Origin of the sequence: Allomuricauda sp. MMSF_3307, from assembly GCF_030733585.1 — a bacterium.
Lineage (GTDB): Bacteria > Bacteroidota > Bacteroidia > Flavobacteriales > Flavobacteriaceae > Flagellimonas.
Window position 1 is genome coordinate 853,248 of record NZ_JASHIQ010000002.1, and the last position, 21,728, is coordinate 874,975.

Genomic DNA, 21,728 nt, shown 5'->3' on the forward strand with positions numbered 1-21,728 from the left:
TTGAGAAAGTAATCCGCAGTCTTTCAAAAAAGTTTTTCCGGTAACAAGCTATAAAATGTGGTATTTTAGGATAGGCGCCAAAAAAATGATATGAAAAGAAACCGCTTCCGATTCCTGTTGCTGCTATTTTTGGGTTTACAATCCGCACTGGCCCAGAAAAGGACATTTCAGCCAGGATATATCATCGAATTGGACGGCGATACCATCCAGGGACTCCTTAAAGACCGGTCTCCAGAGCCTTTTGTGTCCCTGTACAACAAGGTCAGGTTTAAAAAAGAGGGGAAGGGGAGGACCTTTAGGTACAGCCCTGATGATATTTTGGGATATGGATTTCAGGGCGAGCATTTTATTTCGATGCCGTTTCGGGAAGAAAGCAACTTTTTTAAATTCCGCTACTATGCTGATAAATCGGCACCACGAACCTTTTTGAAAGTTGTTCGCAGATCAGAGGAGTTGATGTATCTGGAACAGTATTTTGTTCATGACGATAATTTTTATTTGGACTTCATTCCCTTTTTTTACAAACCAGGATCCACACGATTGGTGAGAGTAACCCAAGGTATTCTCGGATTTAGAAAGAAGGCGTTGGCATCTTATTTTTCAGATTGCCCTGAAGTGGTGGAGGAACTTTATTCAGAAACCTCAGTAATACAAAGTGTTCCAGAGCTGTATGAGTTTTGTGTTGCCCATTGCACTCCATAGTCTGTTCACATGCCCCATTTATGGGTGTAGGGCGGCAGTATTGCCTTCAAATGAGGTGTAAACGTTCAATTTCCATAAGGATTGGACACACAATCCTTATCTTTAGGGATGTAAACCAGTAATCAACCCAATGCCGCCTTTTGGATGATTTTGACCCACCAAATGACGGCGTCCTAAAAAAATGAAAATGAAATTTTTGTCATTCCTCATGCTCGTGGTCCTTATGGGCACCTGGGCACAAGCCCAAGACCGACTAACCGGCGAAACCTTTACTACCCGTTCCGAAATTTTGGCTCAAAATGGCATGGCGGCCACAAGTCAGCCATTGGCCACCCAAGTTGCTTTGGATGTTTTAAAAAAGGGTGGCAGCGCCATGGATGCGGCCATAGCTGCCAACGCTGTGCTCGGACTCGTGGAACCTGCAAGTTGTGGTATCGGCGGAGATGTCTTCGCCATCGTTTGGTCGGCCAAAGAACAGAAGTTATATGGCTTAAACGGAAGTGGGAGGGCGCCCCAATCCTTGACCATCGATTATTTTATGGATAAAGGCTTGTCCTACGTTCCTTTTTATGGCCCACTCCCAGTATCGGTGCCGGGCTGTGTGGACGGATGGTTCACCTTGCACGAAAAGTTTGGACGCTTACCCATGGAGGATATTCTGCAACCCGCCATTGATTATGGTAACAACGGATTTCCGGTATCCGAAGTGATCGGTTACGAAATGGCATCGAGCTATGAGTCGGTCAAGGACCAACCAGGCTTTGCCCAAACCTATATGCCCAAGGGAAGGCCGCCCGTAAAAGGCGAGGTATTTATCAATAAAGATTTGGCCAATACCTACGAAATCATTGCCAAAAAGGGGCGGGATGCCTTCTATAAAGGTTCCATTGCCAAGACCATTGACAGCTACATGAAAAAACACGGTGGATTTTTAAGCTACGAAGATTTGGCCAGTCATACCTCGAATTGGGTAACGCCGGTTTCCATAAACTATCGCGGGTACGATGTTTGGGAATTGCCGCCCAACGGACAGGGTACCGCAGCCTTGCAGATGTTGAACATTCTGGAAGGCTTTGATATTGCCAAAATGGGTTTTGGTAGCGCTGAATATTTGCATGTGCTTACCGAGGCCAAAAAGTTGGCCTATGAAGACCGGGCCAAGTTTTACGCCGACCCTGAATTCAACAAAATTCCTTTGGAAACACTTTTGTCGGATGCCTATGCTGCCGAGCGGAGGAACCTCATAGACCTCAACAAGGCGGCTGATAGTTATCCGGCTGGCGATATGGAAATAGAAACGGGCAACACCACGTATTTGACCGTGGCCGATAAAGACGGTAATATGGTTTCCTTGATCCAAAGTATTTATTCCGAATTTGCATCGGGTATGGTACCGGACGGATTGGGCTTTGTGCTTCAGAATCGTGGGCAAATGTTCAATGTGCAGGATAGAAGCCATGCCAATGCCTTGGAACCGGGCAAACGTCCGTTCCATACTATTATCCCCGCCTTTATTACCAAAGAAGGCAAGCCTTGGGTCAGTTTTGGACTTATGGGAGGGGCAGTTCAGCCGCAGGGTCATGCACAAATTGTGGTCAATGTGGTTGATTTTGGCATGAACTTACAAGAAGCAGGGGATGCGCCACGAATGCGCCACCGTGGTAGCTCGCAACCCACGGGTTCCGTCATGACCAATGGTGGTACTTTGTACCTTGAAAGCGGTTTTGCACCCGAAACCCTGAGGGAATTGAGCAAAAAAGGACATCGTATCGGCTTTGGTGTCGGGATGTTCGGTGGTTATCAGGCCATTGGGGTGGATTTGGAAAACAAAGTGTATACCGGGGCTTCGGAGTCCAGAAAGGACGGTCAGGCTGCCGGGTATTAATTCAAAAATATGTTCAGAAGTACGTCAACCATAGTAGCAATGGTCACAGGACTGTTCTTGCTGTGCTCCTGTAACGGGCAAACCAAGAACGATTCCCAAGACTATGTGTATAAAAAAGGGGACCCAAACGGTATCGGAAAGTGGTATATGGGTCGTGAAATAGCCTATGTGATGGGCTACCAAGGGATGAACTGGTTGGAGCGACCAGAACGCGAAGAAGAGGAAAACACCGCTACGCTGTTGAAAAACATGAACATACAGCCCACAGACCACATTGCCGATATCGGGGCAGGTTCGGGTTACCACGTTTTTAAAATGGCGCCCATGGCTCATCAAGGAACCATCTTTGCGGTGGATATTCAGGAGGAGATGTTGGCTGCGATACAGGAAAAATGGAAGCAAAAAACGTTCAGAACATCCAAATCGTGAAGGGTGGCGAGCAAAGTGTGAACCTTCCCGAAAAATCGGTGGACAAGGTCTTAATGGTGGATGTTTACCATGAATTCAACTACCCGAAGGAAATGATCGCTTCCATCAAAAAGGCATTAAAACCAAATGGGGAATTGTTTTTGATCGAATACCGTGGGGAAGATAGGTCGGTGCCCATTAAGAAATTACACAAAATGACCGAGGCACAGGCGGTCAAGGAAATGAATGCCGCCGGCTTTACATTGGAACGAAATGTAGGTAACTTGCCATGGCAACATTGCATGGTGTTCATCAAAAAGTAAGGCCGTCTGTGCGGCACATTGATTTTCCTTGTCCCAATAAAACCCACAAGTAACCCCTACGCTATCTGTTTTCAATCGCTATGAACCACAAATCTTTAACCGAACACGTCAAAAATCAAGTAAATGCCAGACCGGAGGACCTGTATCTGTTCACTTCAAAACTGCGGGAGGTCACGGTGGCCAAAGGCAAGTTTTTGCTGTATCCCAACACCTATGTCAAACATGAGTATTTTGTGGTGAAAGGCTGTTTAACGGCCTATTATTTAGACAAAAAGGGAAATAAGAACATTGTACAATTCGCCATAGAGAACTGGTGGTTAGGTGATTTTGACGCCTTTTACAATGGGGTGCCCTCCAAATTATACATTGAAGCCTTGGAGGATTCCACCTTGTTGGCCATCAATCACGATGATCTGCAAAGGCTATTGGAAGAGGCTCCCATATTTGAACGCTATTTTAGGTTATTGGTCACCAGTGCCTTTATTTCGCTACGCAAACGGATTTTGTCCTCCTTGGGAAAAACCGTAAAGGAGCGGTATCTGGAATTCTGCGAAAGCTATCCGAATATCGAGGGCCGTGTTCCCAACTATCAAATTGCTAATTATTTGGGGATTTCTGCGGAGAGCCTGAGCCGTACGCGTAGAAAATTGCGAGCGTTAAAAAAAACCTAATTGATTTAGGTCAATCATTTTAGCCTTTCCAAATGGTATATTTCTGTAAATCAAAAACAGATATATGCAACAATTACTCACACCGTACAACAAGAACATTAGCCTAAGAAACCGAATCGTAATGGCACCCATGACCCGAAGTAGGGCGGCCAACAAGGACAACAAACCCACAGATGAACTACATGGCCTGTATTACGAACAGCGAGCCTCCGCAGGTTTGATCATCACCGAAGGTTCCCAGGTTTCAGAACGTGCGGTAGGATACGTGAACACCCCGGGAATACACACCAAAGCCCAAGTAGAGGGTTGGAAAAAGGTGACCCAAAGGGTACATGATAAGGGCGGAAAGATATTTATCCAATTGTGGCACGTGGGCCGGATTTCACACCCTGATTTTCATGATGGAGAATTGCCGTTGGCGCCATCAGCACTAAACCCGAACGAGCAATCGTACACGCCTGATGGTTTTAAGGATACCGTCACCCCAAAGGAAATGACCAAGGAGGATATCAAAACCACAGTGGAAGATTTCAAAAATGCCGCCAAAAATGCGGTGGAAGCCGGATTTGATGGCGTGGAAATCCATTCCTCCAACGGTTATCTGTTCCATCAATTTTTTAATAGCACCTCCAATAAAAGAACGGATGAGTACGGCGGAAGCCACGAAAACAAAGCACGCTTCTTTTTTGAAGTCTTGGACGCGATTAAGGAAGTGATTCCAGAGGAAAAAATTGGTGCCCGGTTCAATCCTTCACTCAATGGGGTCTTCGGAATGACCATGGATGAGGATACCATTCCTACGTTTGAATACATCATCAAAAAATTGAACGATTATAACTTGGCCTACATCCATCTATCCGAACCCTTTACGGATGTTTCCGATATTCCTTTTGCGGTAACGGAAATCGCCAAACATTTTAGACCGCTTTATAATGGCACGTTGATGATCAATGGCGGTTTTGACCAAGATTCCGGGAATAGGGTAATTGAGTCTGGAAATGCAGATTTGGTGGCCTATGGTAAACCCTATGTCTCCAATCCTGACTTGGTAGAGCGTTTTGAACATAATTTGGAACTGGCCGATTGGGACAAGGATACGTTTTATACTCCCGGCAAAGAAGGGTACACTGATTATCCCAAGGCCGATATCAAGCAAGAGGCCTAATTAAAAATTCCAGAAACTAAAACTGTCAGTTCGATTTTCGATGGTTGAGCGTAGTCGAAACCGAAGAAAACTTTACTTGCCTGCCAGTATATCAGGGGGGAGCACCTAAAAACTGTCAGTTCGAGCGCAGTCGAGAACCAATTTTGGACTTGAAAATAAAATTTTCGACTTGTCCGAAGGTAGACAGACATAATTTTCTTTCGAAAAATCCTTCGAACTGACAAGTTTTAGTCACCACATACAACGAATTACAAACATAAAAAACAGCACACATGAAATTCACAAGAAAAGCAGAAGCCCAGTGGAAAGGCTCGGGCAAAGAAGGAAAAGGAACCCTAAGCACCGCCAGCGGCGTATTGGACGGTACACCTTACTCGTTCCATACCCGTTTTGAGGACGGCGAAAAAGGCACCAACCCCGAAGAATTGGTCGGAGCGGCCCATGCCGGTTGCTTTGCCATGCAGTTGAGTTTTTTACTGGGCGAGGAAGGATTTACGCCCGATAGTTTGGATACCGCTGCCACCGTAAGGTTTGAGGATGGAGCCGTTACCCAAGTGGCCTTGGATTTAAAAGGGGATATCCCCAATATCGATGCCGAGCAATTTCAGCAAATAGCGCACAAGGCCAAAGAAGTATGTCCCATTTCAAAACTATTGGATACAAAAATTGAACTCAAGGTCACTTTGAAAAAATAGATTGGCGAAATCCAATAGCTAAAAGCTACCGCAGAAATAAATCAAATCACAAAATTCTAAAAACAGCACATGCCACATCAAGTAAAGATTCAAGAAATAGGTTTTATCACGCACGACGTGCTTCAAATACAAACGGAGCGACCGGCCGATTATCATTTTGAACCCGGCCAGGCCACCGAAGTTGCCCTCGATAAGGAAGGATGGCGAGACGAAAAACGCCCGTTTACTTTTACGGGACTTCCCGACGATGGCTTTTTACAGTTCACCATAAAGGTATATCCCGACCATAATGGGGTGACCGATACCCTGCAAACCTTGGAGCAGGGCGACCATTTATTATTGGAAGACGTATGGGGTGCCATATCTTACCAAGGTCCTGGCGTATTTTTGGCCGGTGGGGCAGGAGTGACCCCCTTTATTGCCATATTTAGGCATTTGGCTGAGCAGGGCAAGCTCGAAGGCAATCGGTTGTTGTTTGCCAACAAGCGCGAAAAGGATATTATCATGCAATCCCAGTTTGAAAAATGGTTGGGCAAGGACTTTGTCAATATTCTTTCGGAAGAACAGAGCAGTAAGCATGCACACGGTTTGATGGATACGCAGTTCCTCAAAGAACATATTACGGACAAGGATGCCAAATTTTATCTCTGCGGACCGCCGCCTATGATGGAATCGGTACAAAAGGATTTGGAAGCCCTCGGGATTGATAAAGAACAAATGGTCGCAGAGGAACTGTCCTAAAGCAAGCGATTTAAACAAAATTACAGAAGCCACCCTTTGGGTGGTTTTTTGTTGGGGTGGCAAGGAATTCATCAATGCTACGCATGTGTGGCTGGGCACGGTAGTGCCATTTCCAGATTTTGAAATAAAGAAGAAAAAACCTCAACAAATTGCTTGGACATACGTGGCGAATAAAATTATCTGGCAGATGATTTTATTTGACGGCGAGATGAAGCGTTGGAATTAAAATTGCGAATGTTACAAGCAAATTACTTTGACATAAAATCGTTGTCGTTATGATGCTAAAGTATCAGAACTGATTTTATATCAAATAGCATAGCCATAATTAAATTTAGTGTCTTTTCACGCAATTTTTCATCCGCACAAGTCTCGCCACCAATCTAAAAAGTCTACTAGACTTTCCAGATCGTCACGTGTACTATAATTTACATTATGTAAAATAGAATATTTCAAACCCTCCAGAATACCATAAAATAACCCCGCCCCCATCTTTCCGTGTAATTTATTTTTGTGTGCAATTAGGACAAGGTTTCATCAAAACATATGCTTTATTTTCTTGGCGAGCTTTAAGGAAATCGAATACGGCGCGTAGCGCAATGGCACATCCAACCAAGTCGCTCGTTTTACCATGGATTTTTTATGGGAAAACAAATCGAACGTATGCCTGCCGTGGTAGCCACCAATCCCGGATTGGCCCACGCCACCAAATGGCAATTCCTTATTGCTGATATGTACCACGGTATCGTTTATGGTACCGCCGCCAAAGGAATAATGTCGCATCAAACATTTTTGGAACTTTTTATCGCTGGAAAACACATAAAACGCCAATGGATTCGGGTATTTGGAAATATAGGTGTCCAATTCCTTCTCTTCGGTATACGAAATCAACGGCAAAATGGGTCCAAAAATCTCCCCTTCCATAATGGTACTGTCCAGCGCAGGCTCGTCCACCAAGGTCGGTGCTATAAATCGGTCCTCATCCGTATAGCTGCCACCAAACAGATAGGTCTCACCCTCGAGCATGGATTTCAGCTCGTTGTAATGTTTTTTAGTAGCAATACGGGCAAAATCCGGAGATTTTTCCAGTTCCTCACCATAAAATTCGGTAATCCGTTGCTGTAAGGCATCCACCAACGCCTGTTTTACAGAGGCGTGTACCAAAATATAGTCCGGCGCAATACAGGTTTGCCCCGCATTGATGAACTTCCCCCAGGCAATACGCTTGGCCGCCAACGATATGTTGGCCGTAGCATCCACAATACAGGGATTTTTTCCGCTAAGCTCCAAAGTCACAGGGGTAAGATGTTCTGCAGCGCTTTTATACACGATTCTGCCCACATGGGTGCTTCCCGTGAAGAAGATATACTCCCATTTCTCGGCCAATAATTGGGTGGAGACCTCTACTCCGCCCTCAACCACGGTCACATATTCCGGCGGGAATACTTTACGGATAATCTGTGAAATTATTCGGGAGGTATTTACACTGAACTCGGAGGGTTTCAGCAAGGCCGTGTTGCCCGCTGCCAGGGCACCAATCAACGGCGAAATGGCCAGCAAAAACGGATAATTCCATGGCGAAATGATGAGCACCTTTCCATAGGGTTCGGGCTGTATCCACTCTTTGGACGGGAAATTAACCCATGCCCCCCCTACCCGTTCCGGCTCGCTCCACGAGGCCACATTTTTTATGGCATGTTTGAGCTCTGCCAAGGCCAATTGGGTCTCCGTGGCCAGACTTTCAAAAACTGGTTTTTTAAAATCAGCGTACAGTGCGTCGCAAATGGCATCCTCCTGCTCCAATATTTCTTGGTGCAGCTTTTTCAGATAGTGTTTCCGAAAGGCGATATCCTTGGTTTTTTGGGTATCAAAAAATTCCTGTTGCGCCTGTACCAGCTGTTTGACCATAAAAGTTTTGTTTCCCTAAATATAAACAAACTCCGTAGCATGTAACCAAAAAAGCACCGACATCAAATCGGTGCTTTTCTTTTTTATGCCCTGTGCTCAGGTAGTTTCTTATCGCAAAACCATCAATTCGAGTGAAATTCCAAAGGAATTTGGCCTGCCTGCGGTAGGCAGGTATCGAGAAATCGAAGAGTCAGCGCAGCTAATCGGTTTTGGCTTGAAATATGGGTTCTCGCTACAATTTTTCTTCCGAAAAATCACTCGAACTGACAAGTTTCTTTACAGGCTAATCTCCTCGGTCGCTCCGTTCGGATAGATGATGGTGGCCACATCGTCGCAGGCTCCGTCACCAAAATCCACGATAACGGACAATCCGTTTTTGGAAACGCTCATGCTACCGGAGGTCAAATACTCACAGGCGGCACTTCCTTGCAAATCTTCCAAGGTTTCAACCGCGTAGGTATTGCCATCTGCAGCAACGGTCCAGTTGCCGGAAATGGAAATTTGAGTAGTTTCCAAGCTATCGCCAAAGGCAATGGTAAAGGTTTTTGTCCCGTTTTCGGAAATCACGGACTCGTCCTCCATTTCCACGGTCATGTCACTGACCACGGTAAAGGAAACACTGCTCTGTTCACTGTTTCCAGTAATTTCGAAGGTTCGTGTTCCGTTGATTTTTACGGTACCCACATAAAAATCTTGGTAGGTGGCCGTAAAGGACGATGCCTCTTCCCCTACTTCGTAGGTTACGGTCACCGTTCCGTTTACGTTGTCCGTTCCGTTGAGCACACAATTATTAAAGGTTGCCACAAATCCGGTATCGGAATATTCGGCGCTGTAGCACTCCCCTTCTTTGGCAGTAGCTCCTTTTGCTGCGGTATCCCCGGCAAAAAGCTCGGCCAAGGCGGTATCAGCGGCCCCGGCAATGTCATCGGTGCTCAAAATGGTCTGTAGTTCTTCCTGTGTAAGGGCCTCCCCTTCGTTGGTCATGCCATCCTCACTACACGATTGAAATCCGATCATGGCTATCGCTATAAAAGCGGTCGATACAAATTTTAAGGTAAGTTTCTTCATGGTATTGGGTTATAAGATGTGTTAGCAAAACGTCCCACCCTAGGGTTTAGTGTAAAAAGGGGCTTCAAATCGATGAATTGCCCGCCCGGGCCACCATTATTCTTCAAATTGTGTTATTTTCAACCTATAAAAGCATAAAACGCATGAAAAAGACGACGAATTTCCTTTTGGGCCTAGCGAGTATGGTGCTGTTGACAGCCTGTAGTGACGACGATGGCAATGGCTCCGGCTTTTCCGCCGATGCACTCGTTGGTACTTGGGATTTGACCGCAGTAAATGTCAGCAGCCAACTCGATTTGGATGATGATGGCACTTCCTCTGCCAACCTCATTGATGAACAGGACTGTATTTCTGGCACCATTACCTTCAATGCCGATAATACCTATCAATTCCAACAATCCAACTTTACCATTACCACCATTACCAACGGGCAGTATTTTGTGGATTGCAACGGTTCCATTCAGGCTACCGGAGCATGGGCCAGTGATGGTACACAGGTCGTTTTTCAAGGAAGCACAACGTTGGGCACCCTACAATTGAACGGCAACCAAATGACCTTGAATGAAGGACAGGATTTGCCGGATGTTCGTAGCTATGTGTACGTAAAGCGATAGGCTTTTCTTACTTCAAATAGGTAACAAAACACCATTATGGGACGACCATCCATTTTGCGGGACCGCATCAAGGACCATTTGCTGGAGCAAATCCAAAATGGCGGACTGCAAGTGGGCAAGACCATCAATTTGGCGGCACTATCCCGGGATACCGGTGTCAGTGTGACGCCCATTCGGGAGGCGTTGAGCCAATTGGAGCAAGCACTGGTACTGAAGGCGATTCCCAATCGTGGTTTTGTGGTAGCTCCCCTATCCAAGTCCGAAGTCAAGAATCTGATTGAAATTGTCGCCCAACTTGAAGTGATGGCCCTGGAAAACACTCCTTTTGGGACAGCTGATGTACAACGGTTGATGGCATTACAGGAACAAATGGAAAATGTGGGGAGTTTGACGGAAGGACTGGGCGTGCGCTTCCATTTTCACAACCACTTGGTGCAGGAGTGCTCCAATAAACTGTTATTGAACATCTTGACGGATTTGAAGCTCAGGCTGCATTTTTACGAGCATGATTTTATCCAAGAGAATGAGTTTTTCAAGAAATTGGCGGTACAGACCCGCTCCGTGGTCGAAGCCATTCAAGAAGATAACGTACCCACGGCCGCTTTGATCCTTCGGATGCATTGGATGTCCATTTTGGAGCATATCGAAGCGCAAATACGCTAAGCTGCTGATTATCAAAATAAATTCATTGGGATTCCGTTTTAAATCAAATTTGTTGCCATGAACTTTTTAAATAAGGAAATCGAATCCCGTGTCAAAAGAAAAAACGAACAATCCCTAGTGAAAAAACAGGTTTCCTGTGGTATTCTTCAGGATTTAGAGTTGATGGACCTGGACCATCAAAAACGTAAAAGCCCCAAAAACTAGCTTCCCTCCCGCCCTTTCAAATGGTCTTTTGCCCATTGGTAATCTTCCACGGAATTTGCATTGAACAATAGCTGCTCATTGGATGGGAGAACCGTTTTAACACCAACTTCCAAAAGAAATTGTGATGGACTCTGCTTCTCACTTGCCGATAAGTAGGCTTTAGCCTGTCGCAGTCCCCCAGGTTCCCAGATACAGGCCAAAGGTTCGGGATACGCAGCATCCTTTCCCATAAATGCCGTGGCATGTTTGGTTGGGTCCCGTTGCTGAACCAGAAATTGCAAAGCCTTCACATCCATAAAGGGAAGGTCACAGGCCAACACCAACCAAGCGGCTTCTGGATAAGTTTCGTGGGCACTCATGATCCCATTAAACGGCCCTTGGTAGGTGTTTTGGTCAAGAATAGAGGAAAATTCCTTTGGAATAGACCCCAATTGTTGCTCCTGTATTCCCAAAAATACGTTTTCGCAAACCTTGTTCAGAAGCTGGTAAACATAATCCCGTTGCGGCATACCGTGATACGCCAACACCCCCTTGTCATGTCCCATCCGCAAACTGGAACCACCCGCCAATACCAAACCAAAAAGTTGGGGAGGATTACTGGCGGATGATTCAGATTTTGTTTTCACGGACAATGAATGGTTTTAGACATTTGGTGGTGGAATCAACGCAATTTCGTCATACGAATTGATACTGTCGTGGTCCGAAGCATAATTTTGGTTCACGGCAACCGTCACTTTGGATATTTTTTTAAGCTCGGGATAGGTGCTTTCCAGAAATTTTTTGAGTTCCCCCACGGTATTCGGTATTTTTTTCCCACTCAAACTGGCAGTAGGAACGGATAAGGTAGGTGTACCAATAATATCTTTGGTGGCACCAAACAAAAGGATAGTCATACAAATCAACCTATTAGTGTTATTGTTTATTTGGGTCTTTGGTTAGATAGGCTGGTAGGTTTATGAGTGGTGAAAATATTAAAATTAGATGGGAACGGAACGATTTTAACACAGGCCTATTTCTTTTAACTTTTCTTTAATTGATTTTTGCAGGGTATACATACTTTTAGCTGCATTTCCACGTTGTGCATGCAGGACCTTAACTTATTAGAAAATGAAAAAAATACTTCAGCTTACCTTGCTTTTATCTATTGGCCTTACCTTGTTTTCTTGCGGAAATGCAGATGATGACGTGAGTTTGGACATCAACGACCGTGAATTGGGACTTGGCCAAGAACCGGATGATTGCTTGGGCTTTGGCGAAAACGAACTGCTACTTTCCATCCAAGATGAATTCACTACCCTGCCTGGAAAGGTTTCGGTACTTTTCAGGGTTTCCGATTTAATGGGAAATCCCATTTCAGGGCTTTCCGCGGACCAGTTTTCCATATATGAGCAAGGCAGGAACGATGATTGTTTCAATTCCATTTCCTCTTCGGAATCCTTTGCACGGATTTCGCCCAATTCGCAGGTATTCAACAACAATACCCTCTTGGTGCTGGATTTGAGCAACAGTGTACTGGAAGGCAGCTTGGATGAACTAAAGGCTGCCACCACAAGCTTCATCAATAATGTGATGCCCGTTCCGGCAACGGATTCCTTCAAAATGGCCATTTATTGGTTTGATGGGGAGGATGAGCTCCACCTACTAAATCCTTTGACAACATCGGCAACGGAGCTGACCGCTTCCGTAGATGGAATTACTACCGATATCAGCAACGACCCATCAACCGATTTGTACGGAGCGGTGATCAAATCGACCGATATTGCCGAGAACCTGCTTCGTGAGAATTCCGAAGTTATCAATGCTGCATCTGTGGTGCTGTTTACCGATGGAACTGACCAGGCATCGCGTTATCGGGAATCCGATGCCCTACGTGCCGTTGCGGAAGCGGATAGGAACATTTCTTTCTTCACTATTGGACTTGGCGCGGAAATCGATACCGAAGTGTTGACCGAAATTGGAAAAACAGCCAGTGTTTTTGCCAGCAATTCTGAGGAGTTGGAAAATACCTTTAACGATATTTCCCAACGTGTGGAAGAGCAGGCCGGCAGTTATTATCTTTTCGAATATTGCACACCCAAACGTGATGGCAGTGGCGAAAGCAATTTAGTAATCCGACTTTCCCATAATGGGTTACAAGGAGCGGTGCAGACCAAATTCAACGCCAAAGGTTTTACCGGAGGATGTGAGTAAACCAAGCATTTTGGAATAATACGTATCTTGGACTGCAACAAAACTAAACATACGTATGATTACCCAAAGAAAAACGATTTACACGCTTATTTGCACCCTGATGTTAGGGTTTGCCAGTAACATTTACGCACAGGATATCAGTCCGTTGGAAGGCAGGTGGGACCTGGAAATGGACTTTATGGGAAAGACCTCCCCTTCTTGGCTGGAAATACGCCATTCGGGGACCGCTACCTTGGTGGGGCGCTTTGTATTTGCCTTTGGTAGTGCACGGCCCGTGGCAGAAGTGGAAACCTTTGGAGATAATCAATTCACTTTTAGCATTCCCAACCAATGGGAACCCAAGGGCAGTGACATGGTTTTTCATGGCCAATTGGAGGATGAAACCTTGAAAGGCACCTTGATCTATACCGATGGCTCCCTAATAGAATGGACTGGCGTTCGTGCTCCAAAATTGGAGTACACCGAAAATCCGAAATGGGGCAAAACAATCGATTTGTTCAATGGAAAAGACCTTTCGGGTTGGCATGTGGATGGAGAAAAAAACCAATGGGTCGTTAAAAATGGTATTTTGACCAGTCCAGAATCGGGTTCCAATCTCATCTCAGATGAAACTTTCCAAGATTTTAAGCTACATGCCGAATTTCGTTTTCCCGAAGGAAGCAACAGTGGTATCTATCTCAGAGGGCGTTACGAGATTCAGATTGTGGACAGCGAAGGCTACGAACCTTCAGATATTTACATGGGAGGTATCTACGGTTTTGTGGAGCCTAACGAGAATGCTTCCAAACCTGCTGGAGAATGGCAAACCTATGATATTACCTTTATTGGTAGACGGGTCACTATTGTCTTGAACGGAAAAACAGTGATTTCCGATACTACGATTCCAGGGATTACGGGCGGTGCATTGGATAGCAAGGAAGGCGAGCCAGGCCCATTTATGATTCAGGGAGACCATGGCCCGATTGAATTCCGGAGCTTTGAGGTGACTCCGCTAAAGAAATAAATGAAACCATTTAAACTAAAAAAGCCCGATTCTTGAAATCGGGCTTTTTTGTGTTCTTAATCCAAGGGAATCAGTTCAATGTTTCTCCATTTTACCTTTATGCCCCCACCATCGTGGATTTGTAACGCAATGGCACCTTCACCCTCTCCTATTTTTTCATCTTCCAAGTGCACCATTTCCGTTCCATTGAGCCATGAGGTCACCTTGGGACCTTCCACCCGAATCTTCATGGTGTTCCACTCCCCCATTTTTAGGGCTTTGTCCTTTTCAGGGTCTGGTTTGATCAACCAGCCACGTCCGTAGGATTCGTAAATACCTCCGGTATCCTTTCCGGGAGGTGCCACTTCCACTTGCCAGCCACTTACCTTGTTCCCATCAAAAGTGGAGCGGATAAAAACACCACTGTTGCCATCGGCCTCCTGTTTAAATTCTAAGGTAAGCTCGAAGTCCTTATAATTTTTTTCAGTACTCAAATAGCCGTATTCACCTTTGGGGCCACTTTCACAGATCAGCTCTCCATCTTCAACGTACCATTTCTCTTCGCCATGGTTGATCCAACCATCGAGATTTTTTCCGTTGAACAGTGAAATGGATTCTTGTGCAAAGGTCAATTGTGCCACAAAAAGGCATGCTGCTACTACAATTTGTTTCTTCATTGGTATGTGCTATAAGGGTTAAATAGTTTGTTTACGATAGGTTATCGGGCAGTTTTGAGAATAAGTCCGTTGCCTGTTTTTTGTTCATCCAAGGGTTTGGACAGGTCAATTAAAAAACCATTGATAACGGCATGGGTCAACTTTTCTTCTTTCTTTAAAAAGAAAGTAGGATTCATGCCTGGTTGAAGCGTAAAGTTCTTGAGTTCGAATTTATCATCCACCAATAGCAATGGAAAACGGACAAAAGCACTTTTATCCTGTTGCTGTGTCTTTACATACGCCACGCCTTGTTTTAGTACCTGCATAGGGTTGTCGATACGTTCCATTTTTGCCACTTTTGGCGGCACAATGGTATATCCTTCAGCATCAAAGGTGTCGTAGCCGTAGTAAGTGGATAAATCTCCTTGGTCGCCAATGGTACTTTTATAATAGAATTCATCATGGTCTTTAAGGTCCACTTCTTGGTTAAAAATCCCCAAATCCAAGATATAGTCATTGCCCATAAGTTCATAGGTGACGTTCTCAATCTTCAAATCGAAAAGTTTACGGTCGTTTCTTGGAATTTTTTCATAATCTTCAATCGGAATATCATTGTAGGAGCCATTGGCAATGGTGTACAATGCGGATAGGATGGAAACATAATTGAGTTTTCGGATTTCCTGTTTTTCGGGATCATCCGGGAAGCCTCCTGATTCTATCAAAATAAGGCTTGTCCCCCATTTGGCAATATTGTCACCAAAAGCACGCGGTTCAAAATCATCACTATACCGTCCTACCTGCCCAGGTGCATAATTTTGGATGATGTTGTTCATGTACACAATCACTTTCATGGCGTTGGCACGGACTTCATTGATATCCTTCTCGTAATTGTAGGCCGTTGCCAAATAGGAAATCGTGGCAGGTTTTTCGGTACGCTCAGCATTATAATAGGTACTCTGGTCGTGCAGATTGAAGCCGAAATCAGCATCCAAACTGTCCCGAAGCCGTTTTAAGGTTTGCCCTTCGGGTGACTGAAGCCGCAGTGCATCCCGGTTGATATCGATTCCCAAAGCATTTCTTCTGGTGAAGACCTCTGCGCCATCGGGATTGAGCATCGGCAAAAAATGAAGTTTTAACTTGGAAAGGATGGCTTCTTTTTCGGCCTTAAAATCGGGGGCATCCAAGAAGTTCAAAATGTCAAAGATGGCTTGCGTAGCGGTAGGCTCATCCCCGTGCATTTGGGACCAAAGGAAAATATTAGACTCCCCTTCCCCTATACTGATCAGATGCAAGTCCCGTCCTTGAATCGACTCACCCACTTTTTGCACCTCAAATTTTGGGTTGGCCTTAAATTTTTGAATCAACGGCTGGATATCGGCATGCTTTATGCGCCGTTCCCCTAAACTGGATTCTTTAAATTCCTCGTAAGTGTCATATAGTTGTAAGGTCAGTTTGTCTTGCGCCTGAAGGGAAAAGGTAAGTAAGGTGAATATAAAAAGTGGTATTGGTTTCATGTATTTTATGGTTTTGATGGAACGGGCTTAAAGTTAAATTTTTTGGTGGCTTTTCGGACTTTTTCCACAAAATCCATTCCCGGGTCCGTTTTTTCGGTACGGTATCCATCATCCACCTCCAACCAAAGTGGATGATTTTCAAAAAGGGTATATTCTTGATGCCCGATAACATAGTCGATGTCGTATTTGGATGCCAAATAATTCACCAAATAAATATTCGAACGCAACTGCGCCTTGGTCAGGGGCATGCCTTCAGTGCCACCCACATTTTCAATGCCAATGGCGCAATGGTTAAGGCCAATGGTATGGCGTGCCATAAGGGTTTCGGGCATTAAACGGTAAATGGTGCCGTCTTGGTCCACCAAAAAATGGGAAGACACATTAAGTCCGCTCACATTCTCCAAATCGGGCCGCCAATTGGGTAGAGTGGAACGGTTGAAGGCTTCAAAGGATTTTTTCAGGGAAGGAATGGCTGTCCAGTGCAACACCACCATTTTCGGAGTAATTTCTGGGGTTTCTTGGTCCAGATTGTACCGATTGAGCAAATATTCCTTCGTCAGTTCCACCCGTTGTTCATCAAAAATAATAGGGATGTCCACAATTTCCCGCTGTACGGAGCAGGCTACAAAAAGTGCTGCCAGACCTAAAAGTAAACTAGTTTTTTTCATTGTTGGTGTTTAAAACAGTGTCCAAAGGAACAGCATAGCAAATAATCAATTTCTTCTTGCCCCACTCCTTGGCCTTTTTCACGTTGGTGCCCATGTAGATGTCGATTCTATTCCTCCAGCGCCAATGCATTTTATCCTTTACATAAAACGTATCGGGAAAGGTATCAATTTTTACCATGGTATTGTGCGTCAACCCCATTTTGATGAGATCTCGTGACACCGCGATGCTCTTCATTCCCGGTTTCAAGGTGTCTCCCCAAGCTGCGACTGCAGGGCTTATGCTGTCCGTTTGCCAAAATACCGAATTGTAGGCCGATGCCGTAACCTCATGGCCAAACCATTTGTATTTGGATGATGTGTCTTTGGGTTGTTCTTTCGTAGAACAGCCCAAAACGACAGCGCATACTATGAAAGCCAATTTTTTCAATGCAATAGGTTTTCCAATAAAAGAAGGTCCACATTATTGGTATTCCATCTTTCTGTCAATATTTCGGGAACGGGTGTAAACCCAAAAGTTAAGGAACTTAGCACAAGATCTTCGTCACCATCATTGTCCACATCCGAAGCATCCATCAAAAACCATCGGGCCAAGGAAGGGTCTTCCAGAATGTTTGTGGTAAAATCGAAGTCAGCGCTATTGTTGTTTTCCAGGTAGACAAAACTTCGCTCAGGAAAGGTGGAATAATCCGGAAAGGTGCTGATTACGGCAAAATCAATATCCCCATCTTGGTCAAAATCCCGGGAGAGTACCCTTGTGGCACCATAAAGTGGGTAAAAATAGGCTTCTTCATATACATCGCCACCCTTATTCAGAAAGATGCGCATTCCATGATATGGTTTGTGCACATAGGAAATATCGGCGTTGTCGCCATGTACGGTGATAATATCGTCCAAGCCATCTCCGTTGTAATCCACCAACTCAAACCAACTGGTTCCATAAATAGGACTAAATTCCAAAATATTTCTTGGTTCAAAAACCAAATCAGCGGTCTGATAAAAAACAGTAATGCTTTCCCTGCTCTGGGTCATTAAGGCGACAATATCCATTTTTCCATCATTATCCATATCCTTTGCCAAGGTTTTGATAGCTCCTGGTAAATTCAGCAGCACCTCTTTTTCGTATGCTCCACTCTCGTTTAGCTTGAATAGGGACAATTTACCGGTTTTGTTTCCAAATTCGCTGACGACCAATTCTTGATGTCCATCTCCATTTAAATCTTCCATCAAGGTGTGTACGGGTCGATGTAGGTCATTGGTTATCGTTGTGGTGTCCGAAGGGGTGTGCCGAAACAATATACCTTTTTTCTGTTCGGACGGATGAATGATACCGACTTCATTGATTAATTGGATAGAGTCCTTTTCGTTAAACCACGTTACGGGACTTGCCCCTTGAAACATTTGGGTCACTTTTTTGGTGGTAAAATCAAAATAACCCAACCTACCCTCCAAATCCCCAAAATACACTTGATTTGGTTCATTTTTAAACTCTAGATAGGTTACCATCCCCCCATTTAGGGAATCTACCATAAAAGGTTGGGAAGCAAATTGCCTCAGCGTATCGGCCTTGGGCATTGGTATGCTTTCCAATTGTTCAGGGGCGTTCGCCAAGATATAACGCTGTAATTTGGCCCAGTCGCCCAAGCTTATTTGAGGCCGAAACCCTGTTGGCTCCCATTCCGGGTCTTGGTACATGCCCTCCACGTCCATGAGCTCCATCATGGCGGGCAACACCGAGTTTTTCCACATGTGCTTGGGCAATGCATCTATTTTGGGCGGCAGATGGCAACTGGCGCAATAGGTTTGGTATAGCTGTTCTTCTTGACTTATAGGCCTTTCTTTTTTGCAGGACCCCAGCAATAAAACAAGAATCAAGCTTACAAGTTGATAAAATAATGAATGGTTTGGCATTGGATGATTTTGGTCTAGAGGTTGTAGCAATGGCACTAATTGGGCAAAGGGACGTAGGTGTCATCACTTTCCATCATCGGAAAGGTTTTGTTGGCCCATGCCTGTTTGGCCTGCTCCAATTTTTCCTTACTGGAAGAAACAAAGTTCCAATAGATGTGGCGTTCCTCTGGAAAAGGTTCACCCCCAAAAAGTAACAGGTGCGTGTTCGGATGTAGTTTGATATTGCAAGTATCTTCCACTTTAGACACCAAAATATTGCCCTGGCCCACACGTTCACCGCAGGCTTCTATGCTTCCTTCTACAATGCAAATACCGATTTCTCCTTTTAGATGTCCGTTGACATTGAGGGTATAGCTTTCTGGAGTTTTGACCTCGACCATAAATAGGTTGGAATGAACGGGAACGGGGGACTTTTTATCATATCCTTCGCCAGCTACCAATTTAAACTCCGTTTGGCCATCCGTCCATTTGGGAATATCCTTCCCATCGATATGGTGGAATTGTGGTTCCATGTCCTCAAGTTCCTTGGGCAAGGCCACCCAAATTTGATAGCCATGTGCGGTGAAAGTGTTCCCATCCCTAAGGTCCTTTGGAGTTCGTTCGGTATGGGTTACCCCCTTGCCTGCCGTCATCCAGTTCACGGAACCTGGCCTAATTCTTTGGTGTGTTCCCAAACTGTCCTCATGGATAATCTCCCCTTCGAGCATAAAGGTCAAGGTAGAGAGTCCCATATGTGGATGTTGGTCAACATCCATATATTTCTTGGGTCCCAATTGCGTTGGGCCCATATGGTCGATAAAAATAAACGGGCCGATCATTCTTTTTTTGCGGAAGGGAATCAAGCGCCCGACCAAAAAATCACCGATATCCCTGCTGCGTTCCTCGATGATCAATCCGATGTTGGACATACATTTAATGTTTATATTTAGAAGCAGAAAGTTACAAATACATCTGATAACCATGAAACTACTTAAGCGTGTTTTATTGCTCCTGATCATTGCCATCGGAGTGATTGTGTACCTGAATTATCCCAAATTGAACATGATTTCCGGCTACGCCGCCAAGAATGTGGCCTCCGGGGTGTATGTGGCGCACCGTTCGGCGGCCAGCATGAACCAAATTGACAACAAGGCCCCGCTGGTGGAACTGGCTTCCACCGAGGTTAACGAAACTGAACGTTCGGCCACGGCTACTGTGTATGGCCTGATGGAGCGTACCGCTATTTATCGCGATGGACTGGGTGCGGTATTGATCAACGAAGATTATGACCCGGAAGCCATGACCCTTCGTCCCAACCGAAATCAAGTTATGGATACGATTCCCTATCCTTACGGCCAGGCTGCGCCGAAGGACACCGTTTTTCCGGAGGTGGATATGGACCAAATCAACAAGGCCATTGCCATGGCGTTTGCTGAGCCCGAGACCCAAAAAACGCGCACCATGCTCATTCTGTACAAAGGACACCTGATTGCAGAACGCTACGTGGCCGGTTTTGATCAAGACACACCCATATTGGGATGGTCCATGACCAAAAGCGTATTGGCCACCTGCTACGGAATATTGGAGCATCAAGGGAAACTGGAGATGGATTGGCCCGCCCCTATTCCCGAATGGAAGGATGATGAGCGAAAAAATATTACCCTGAACCATCTGCTGCGCATGCAAAGTGGATTGGAATGGGAAGAGGACTACACCAAGATATCCGATGTGACCAAGATGCTGTTTCTGGACAGTGACATGACACAGCAACCCAAAAAGAAAAAAGCAATCGCCCAACCAACGGAGGTTTGGAACTATTCCTCGGGAACCACAAATTTATTATCGGGTATTCTTCGGCAGCAGTTTAGAACCCACCAAGAGTATCTGGATTTCCCATATTCCGCCTTAATTGATAAAATTGGAATGTACTCTATGGTATTGGAGGCGGATATAGCCGGAAACTACGTAGGCTCTTCCTACGCCTGGGCCAGCACTCGCGATTGGGCGCGCTTTGGCCAATTGTATTTGGATAAGGGGAATTGGAACGGGGAGCAATTGTTCGATTCGGATTGGGTGGATTACATCACCACGCCGACCATTAACTCTGACGGTACTTATGGCGCCCATTTTTGGTTGAACGCGGAGGGCAAGTACCCCGATGTACCTAAGGACCTGTTTTCATGTAATGGTTATGAAGGGCAATATGTGTTTATGATTCCATCAAAGGACTTGGTGGTGGTACGCACGGGATTGGCAGAAGAACCTCTATTTGATGTGAACGGGGTGTTGTCAAACATCGTAAAAGCAGTACCTTAAATCGATATGATATACTAAAATGTCCGAAAAACCACAGAATACGGGCACTTCACAACAATAATTTCATTTACGGGAACAGGGGTGATACTTTTACTATGTAATAAAAAACGAAAGTAATTTTTTCATTTTCATATAGTGTTCTCGTAAAAGAGTCCTGACCCAAGTGGCAGGGCTCTTTTCAATTTTAGACCATCTTGAAAGCTTTGTCTGCTTCCCTACAACTTGATTGACGATTCGCTGAAACCTCTTATGCTTCTTGAAAAACGTTGATTTTAATCCCACCACCAACCCTTGAATTACAAGAATCACACAGATGACAACAGCAAAAGGCTACTTGACAACAATAATTTCATTTATGGGAACAGAGGTGGTACTTTTACTTTGTAATAAAAAGCGAAAGTAATTTTTTCATTTTCATATAGTGTTCTCGTAAAAGAGTCCTGACCCAAGTGGCAGGGCTCTTTTCAATTT

General features: G+C 45.0%; 25 protein-coding genes. 15 read left to right on the forward strand and 10 right to left on the reverse strand.

Going from position 1 to position 21,728, the window contains the following annotated elements; translation table 11 throughout:
- Positions 1 to 90 precede the first annotated feature (90 nt).
- The 9 genes from RBB12_RS08255 to RBB12_RS08295 all read left to right on the forward strand — a co-directional run bounded on the left by RBB12_RS08255 (position 91) and on the right by RBB12_RS08295 (position 6,816).
- A complete protein-coding gene (locus RBB12_RS08255) occupies positions 91 to 702 on the forward strand; it encodes a hypothetical protein (protein ID WP_306014135.1) in 612 nt (203 codons plus the stop codon).
- A gap of 187 nt (positions 703 to 889) precedes the next feature.
- Positions 890 to 2,587: a gamma-glutamyltransferase gene (gene ggt / locus RBB12_RS08260; protein WP_306014134.1), complete on the forward strand. Its 1,698-nt coding sequence runs from the start codon at positions 890 to 892 to the stop codon at positions 2,585 to 2,587.
- A gap of 9 nt (positions 2,588 to 2,596) precedes the next feature.
- Positions 2,597 to 3,016, forward strand: coding sequence for a class I SAM-dependent methyltransferase (locus RBB12_RS08265; RefSeq protein WP_306014132.1), 420 nt, complete (start codon positions 2,597 to 2,599; stop codon positions 3,014 to 3,016).
- Positions 2,980 to 3,318 carry a methyltransferase domain-containing protein gene (locus RBB12_RS08270; protein ID WP_306014131.1) on the forward strand — a complete coding sequence of 113 codons (339 nt, stop codon included), beginning with the start codon at positions 2,980 to 2,982 and terminating at the stop codon, positions 3,316 to 3,318. The genes RBB12_RS08265 and RBB12_RS08270 overlap by 37 nt, the downstream gene beginning before the upstream one ends.
- Before the next feature lie 80 nt (positions 3,319 to 3,398).
- On the forward strand, positions 3,399 to 3,989 hold the full coding sequence (locus RBB12_RS08275) for a Crp/Fnr family transcriptional regulator (protein WP_306014130.1): 591 nt from the start codon (positions 3,399 to 3,401) through the stop codon (positions 3,987 to 3,989).
- A gap of 64 nt (positions 3,990 to 4,053) precedes the next feature.
- On the forward strand, positions 4,054 to 5,154 hold the full coding sequence (locus RBB12_RS08280; protein WP_306014129.1) for an alkene reductase: 1,101 nt from the start codon (positions 4,054 to 4,056) through the stop codon (positions 5,152 to 5,154).
- A 272-nt stretch (positions 5,155 to 5,426) separates the two neighbouring features.
- Positions 5,427 to 5,849 (forward strand): OsmC family protein, encoded by a 423-nt coding sequence (locus tag RBB12_RS08285; protein WP_306014128.1) that lies wholly within the window; start codon positions 5,427 to 5,429, stop codon positions 5,847 to 5,849.
- 69 nt (positions 5,850 to 5,918) lie between these two features.
- Positions 5,919 to 6,590 (forward strand): flavodoxin reductase, encoded by a 672-nt coding sequence (locus RBB12_RS08290; protein ID WP_306014127.1) that lies wholly within the window; start codon positions 5,919 to 5,921, stop codon positions 6,588 to 6,590.
- Entirely contained in the window at positions 6,553 to 6,816 is a 264-nt protein-coding gene (locus RBB12_RS08295; RefSeq protein WP_306014125.1) for a hypothetical protein, read from the forward strand. The genes RBB12_RS08290 and RBB12_RS08295 overlap by 38 nt, the downstream gene beginning before the upstream one ends.
- 308 nt (positions 6,817 to 7,124) lie before the next feature.
- Here RBB12_RS08295 and RBB12_RS08300 read toward each other — a convergent pair whose 3' ends face one another.
- Positions 7,125 to 8,495 (reverse strand): aldehyde dehydrogenase, encoded by a 1,371-nt coding sequence (locus tag RBB12_RS08300; protein ID WP_306014124.1) that lies wholly within the window; start codon positions 8,493 to 8,495, stop codon positions 7,125 to 7,127.
- Between the two features lie 276 nt (positions 8,496 to 8,771).
- Positions 8,772 to 9,563 carry a hypothetical protein gene (locus RBB12_RS08305; protein WP_306014123.1) on the reverse strand — a complete coding sequence of 264 codons (792 nt, stop codon included), beginning with the start codon at positions 9,561 to 9,563 and terminating at the stop codon, positions 8,772 to 8,774.
- 143 nt (positions 9,564 to 9,706) lie between these two features.
- Here RBB12_RS08305 and RBB12_RS08310 point away from each other — a divergent pair, with 143 nt between their 5' ends.
- From RBB12_RS08310 to RBB12_RS08320, 3 genes are read left to right on the forward strand one after another with little or no spacing between them, the layout of a single operon-like run.
- Positions 9,707 to 10,177, forward strand: a complete 471-nt coding sequence (locus tag RBB12_RS08310) for a DUF5004 domain-containing protein (RefSeq protein ID WP_293282574.1) — start codon at positions 9,707 to 9,709, stop codon at positions 10,175 to 10,177.
- A gap of 36 nt (positions 10,178 to 10,213) precedes the next feature.
- The gene (locus tag RBB12_RS08315; protein ID WP_306014122.1) at positions 10,214 to 10,840 is read left to right on the forward strand and encodes a GntR family transcriptional regulator; all 627 of its coding nucleotides are present in this window, start codon (positions 10,214 to 10,216) and stop codon (positions 10,838 to 10,840) included.
- 57 nt (positions 10,841 to 10,897) lie between these two features.
- Positions 10,898 to 11,044, forward strand: coding sequence for a hypothetical protein (locus RBB12_RS08320; RefSeq protein ID WP_306014120.1), 147 nt, complete (start codon positions 10,898 to 10,900; stop codon positions 11,042 to 11,044).
- Here RBB12_RS08320 and RBB12_RS08325 read toward each other — a convergent pair.
- On the reverse strand, positions 11,041 to 11,670 hold the full coding sequence (locus tag RBB12_RS08325; protein WP_306014119.1) for an NTP transferase domain-containing protein: 630 nt from the start codon (positions 11,668 to 11,670) through the stop codon (positions 11,041 to 11,043). The genes RBB12_RS08320 and RBB12_RS08325 overlap by 4 nt on opposite strands.
- Positions 11,671 to 11,685: 15 nt before the next feature.
- Positions 11,686 to 11,937: a MoaD/ThiS family protein gene (locus RBB12_RS08330; RefSeq protein ID WP_293282582.1), complete on the reverse strand. Its 252-nt coding sequence runs from the start codon at positions 11,935 to 11,937 to the stop codon at positions 11,686 to 11,688.
- A 214-nt stretch (positions 11,938 to 12,151) separates the two neighbouring features.
- On the opposite strand from RBB12_RS08330, the gene RBB12_RS08335 reads away from it, so the two are divergent.
- Together RBB12_RS08335 and RBB12_RS08340 are read left to right on the forward strand one after the other, a co-directional pair.
- Complete coding sequence (locus RBB12_RS08335; protein WP_306014118.1) at positions 12,152 to 13,234, forward strand: VWA domain-containing protein; 1,083 nt, start codon at positions 12,152 to 12,154, stop codon at positions 13,232 to 13,234.
- Between the two features lie 55 nt (positions 13,235 to 13,289).
- Positions 13,290 to 14,237: a DUF1080 domain-containing protein gene (locus RBB12_RS08340; RefSeq protein ID WP_306014117.1), complete on the forward strand. Its 948-nt coding sequence runs from the start codon at positions 13,290 to 13,292 to the stop codon at positions 14,235 to 14,237.
- Positions 14,238 to 14,293: 56 nt separating this feature from the next.
- On the opposite strand, the gene RBB12_RS08345 is transcribed toward RBB12_RS08340, so the two are convergent.
- The 6 genes from RBB12_RS08345 to RBB12_RS08370 are packed head-to-tail and all read right to left on the reverse strand — an operon-like array spanning position 14,294 to position 19,870.
- A complete protein-coding gene (locus RBB12_RS08345) occupies positions 14,294 to 14,893 on the reverse strand; it encodes a DUF1080 domain-containing protein (protein ID WP_306014116.1) in 600 nt (199 codons plus the stop codon).
- Positions 14,894 to 14,934: 41 nt separating this feature from the next.
- Positions 14,935 to 16,386: a M14 metallopeptidase family protein gene (locus RBB12_RS08350; RefSeq protein ID WP_306014115.1), complete on the reverse strand. Its 1,452-nt coding sequence runs from the start codon at positions 16,384 to 16,386 to the stop codon at positions 14,935 to 14,937.
- 5 nt (positions 16,387 to 16,391) lie between these two features.
- On the reverse strand, positions 16,392 to 17,054 hold the full coding sequence (locus RBB12_RS08355) for a peptidoglycan recognition family protein (RefSeq protein WP_306014114.1): 663 nt from the start codon (positions 17,052 to 17,054) through the stop codon (positions 16,392 to 16,394).
- Positions 17,041 to 17,481: a 3D domain-containing protein gene (locus RBB12_RS08360; protein WP_409557905.1), complete on the reverse strand. Its 441-nt coding sequence runs from the start codon at positions 17,479 to 17,481 to the stop codon at positions 17,041 to 17,043. Before RBB12_RS08360 ends, RBB12_RS08355 begins: the two co-directional genes overlap by 14 nt.
- The gene (locus tag RBB12_RS08365; RefSeq protein WP_306014112.1) at positions 17,478 to 18,962 is read right to left on the reverse strand and encodes an FG-GAP repeat domain-containing protein; all 1,485 of its coding nucleotides are present in this window, start codon (positions 18,960 to 18,962) and stop codon (positions 17,478 to 17,480) included. Before RBB12_RS08365 ends, RBB12_RS08360 begins: the two co-directional genes overlap by 4 nt.
- Positions 18,963 to 18,997: 35 nt before the next feature.
- Complete coding sequence (locus RBB12_RS08370; RefSeq protein ID WP_306014110.1) at positions 18,998 to 19,870, reverse strand: pirin family protein; 873 nt, start codon at positions 19,868 to 19,870, stop codon at positions 18,998 to 19,000.
- A 52-nt stretch (positions 19,871 to 19,922) separates the two neighbouring features.
- Between RBB12_RS08370 and RBB12_RS08375 the strand changes: the two genes are divergently transcribed.
- Positions 19,923 to 21,257 carry a serine hydrolase domain-containing protein gene (locus RBB12_RS08375; protein ID WP_306014108.1) on the forward strand — a complete coding sequence of 445 codons (1,335 nt, stop codon included), beginning with the start codon at positions 19,923 to 19,925 and terminating at the stop codon, positions 21,255 to 21,257.
- The last annotated feature ends 471 nt before the right edge of the window (positions 21,258 to 21,728 follow it).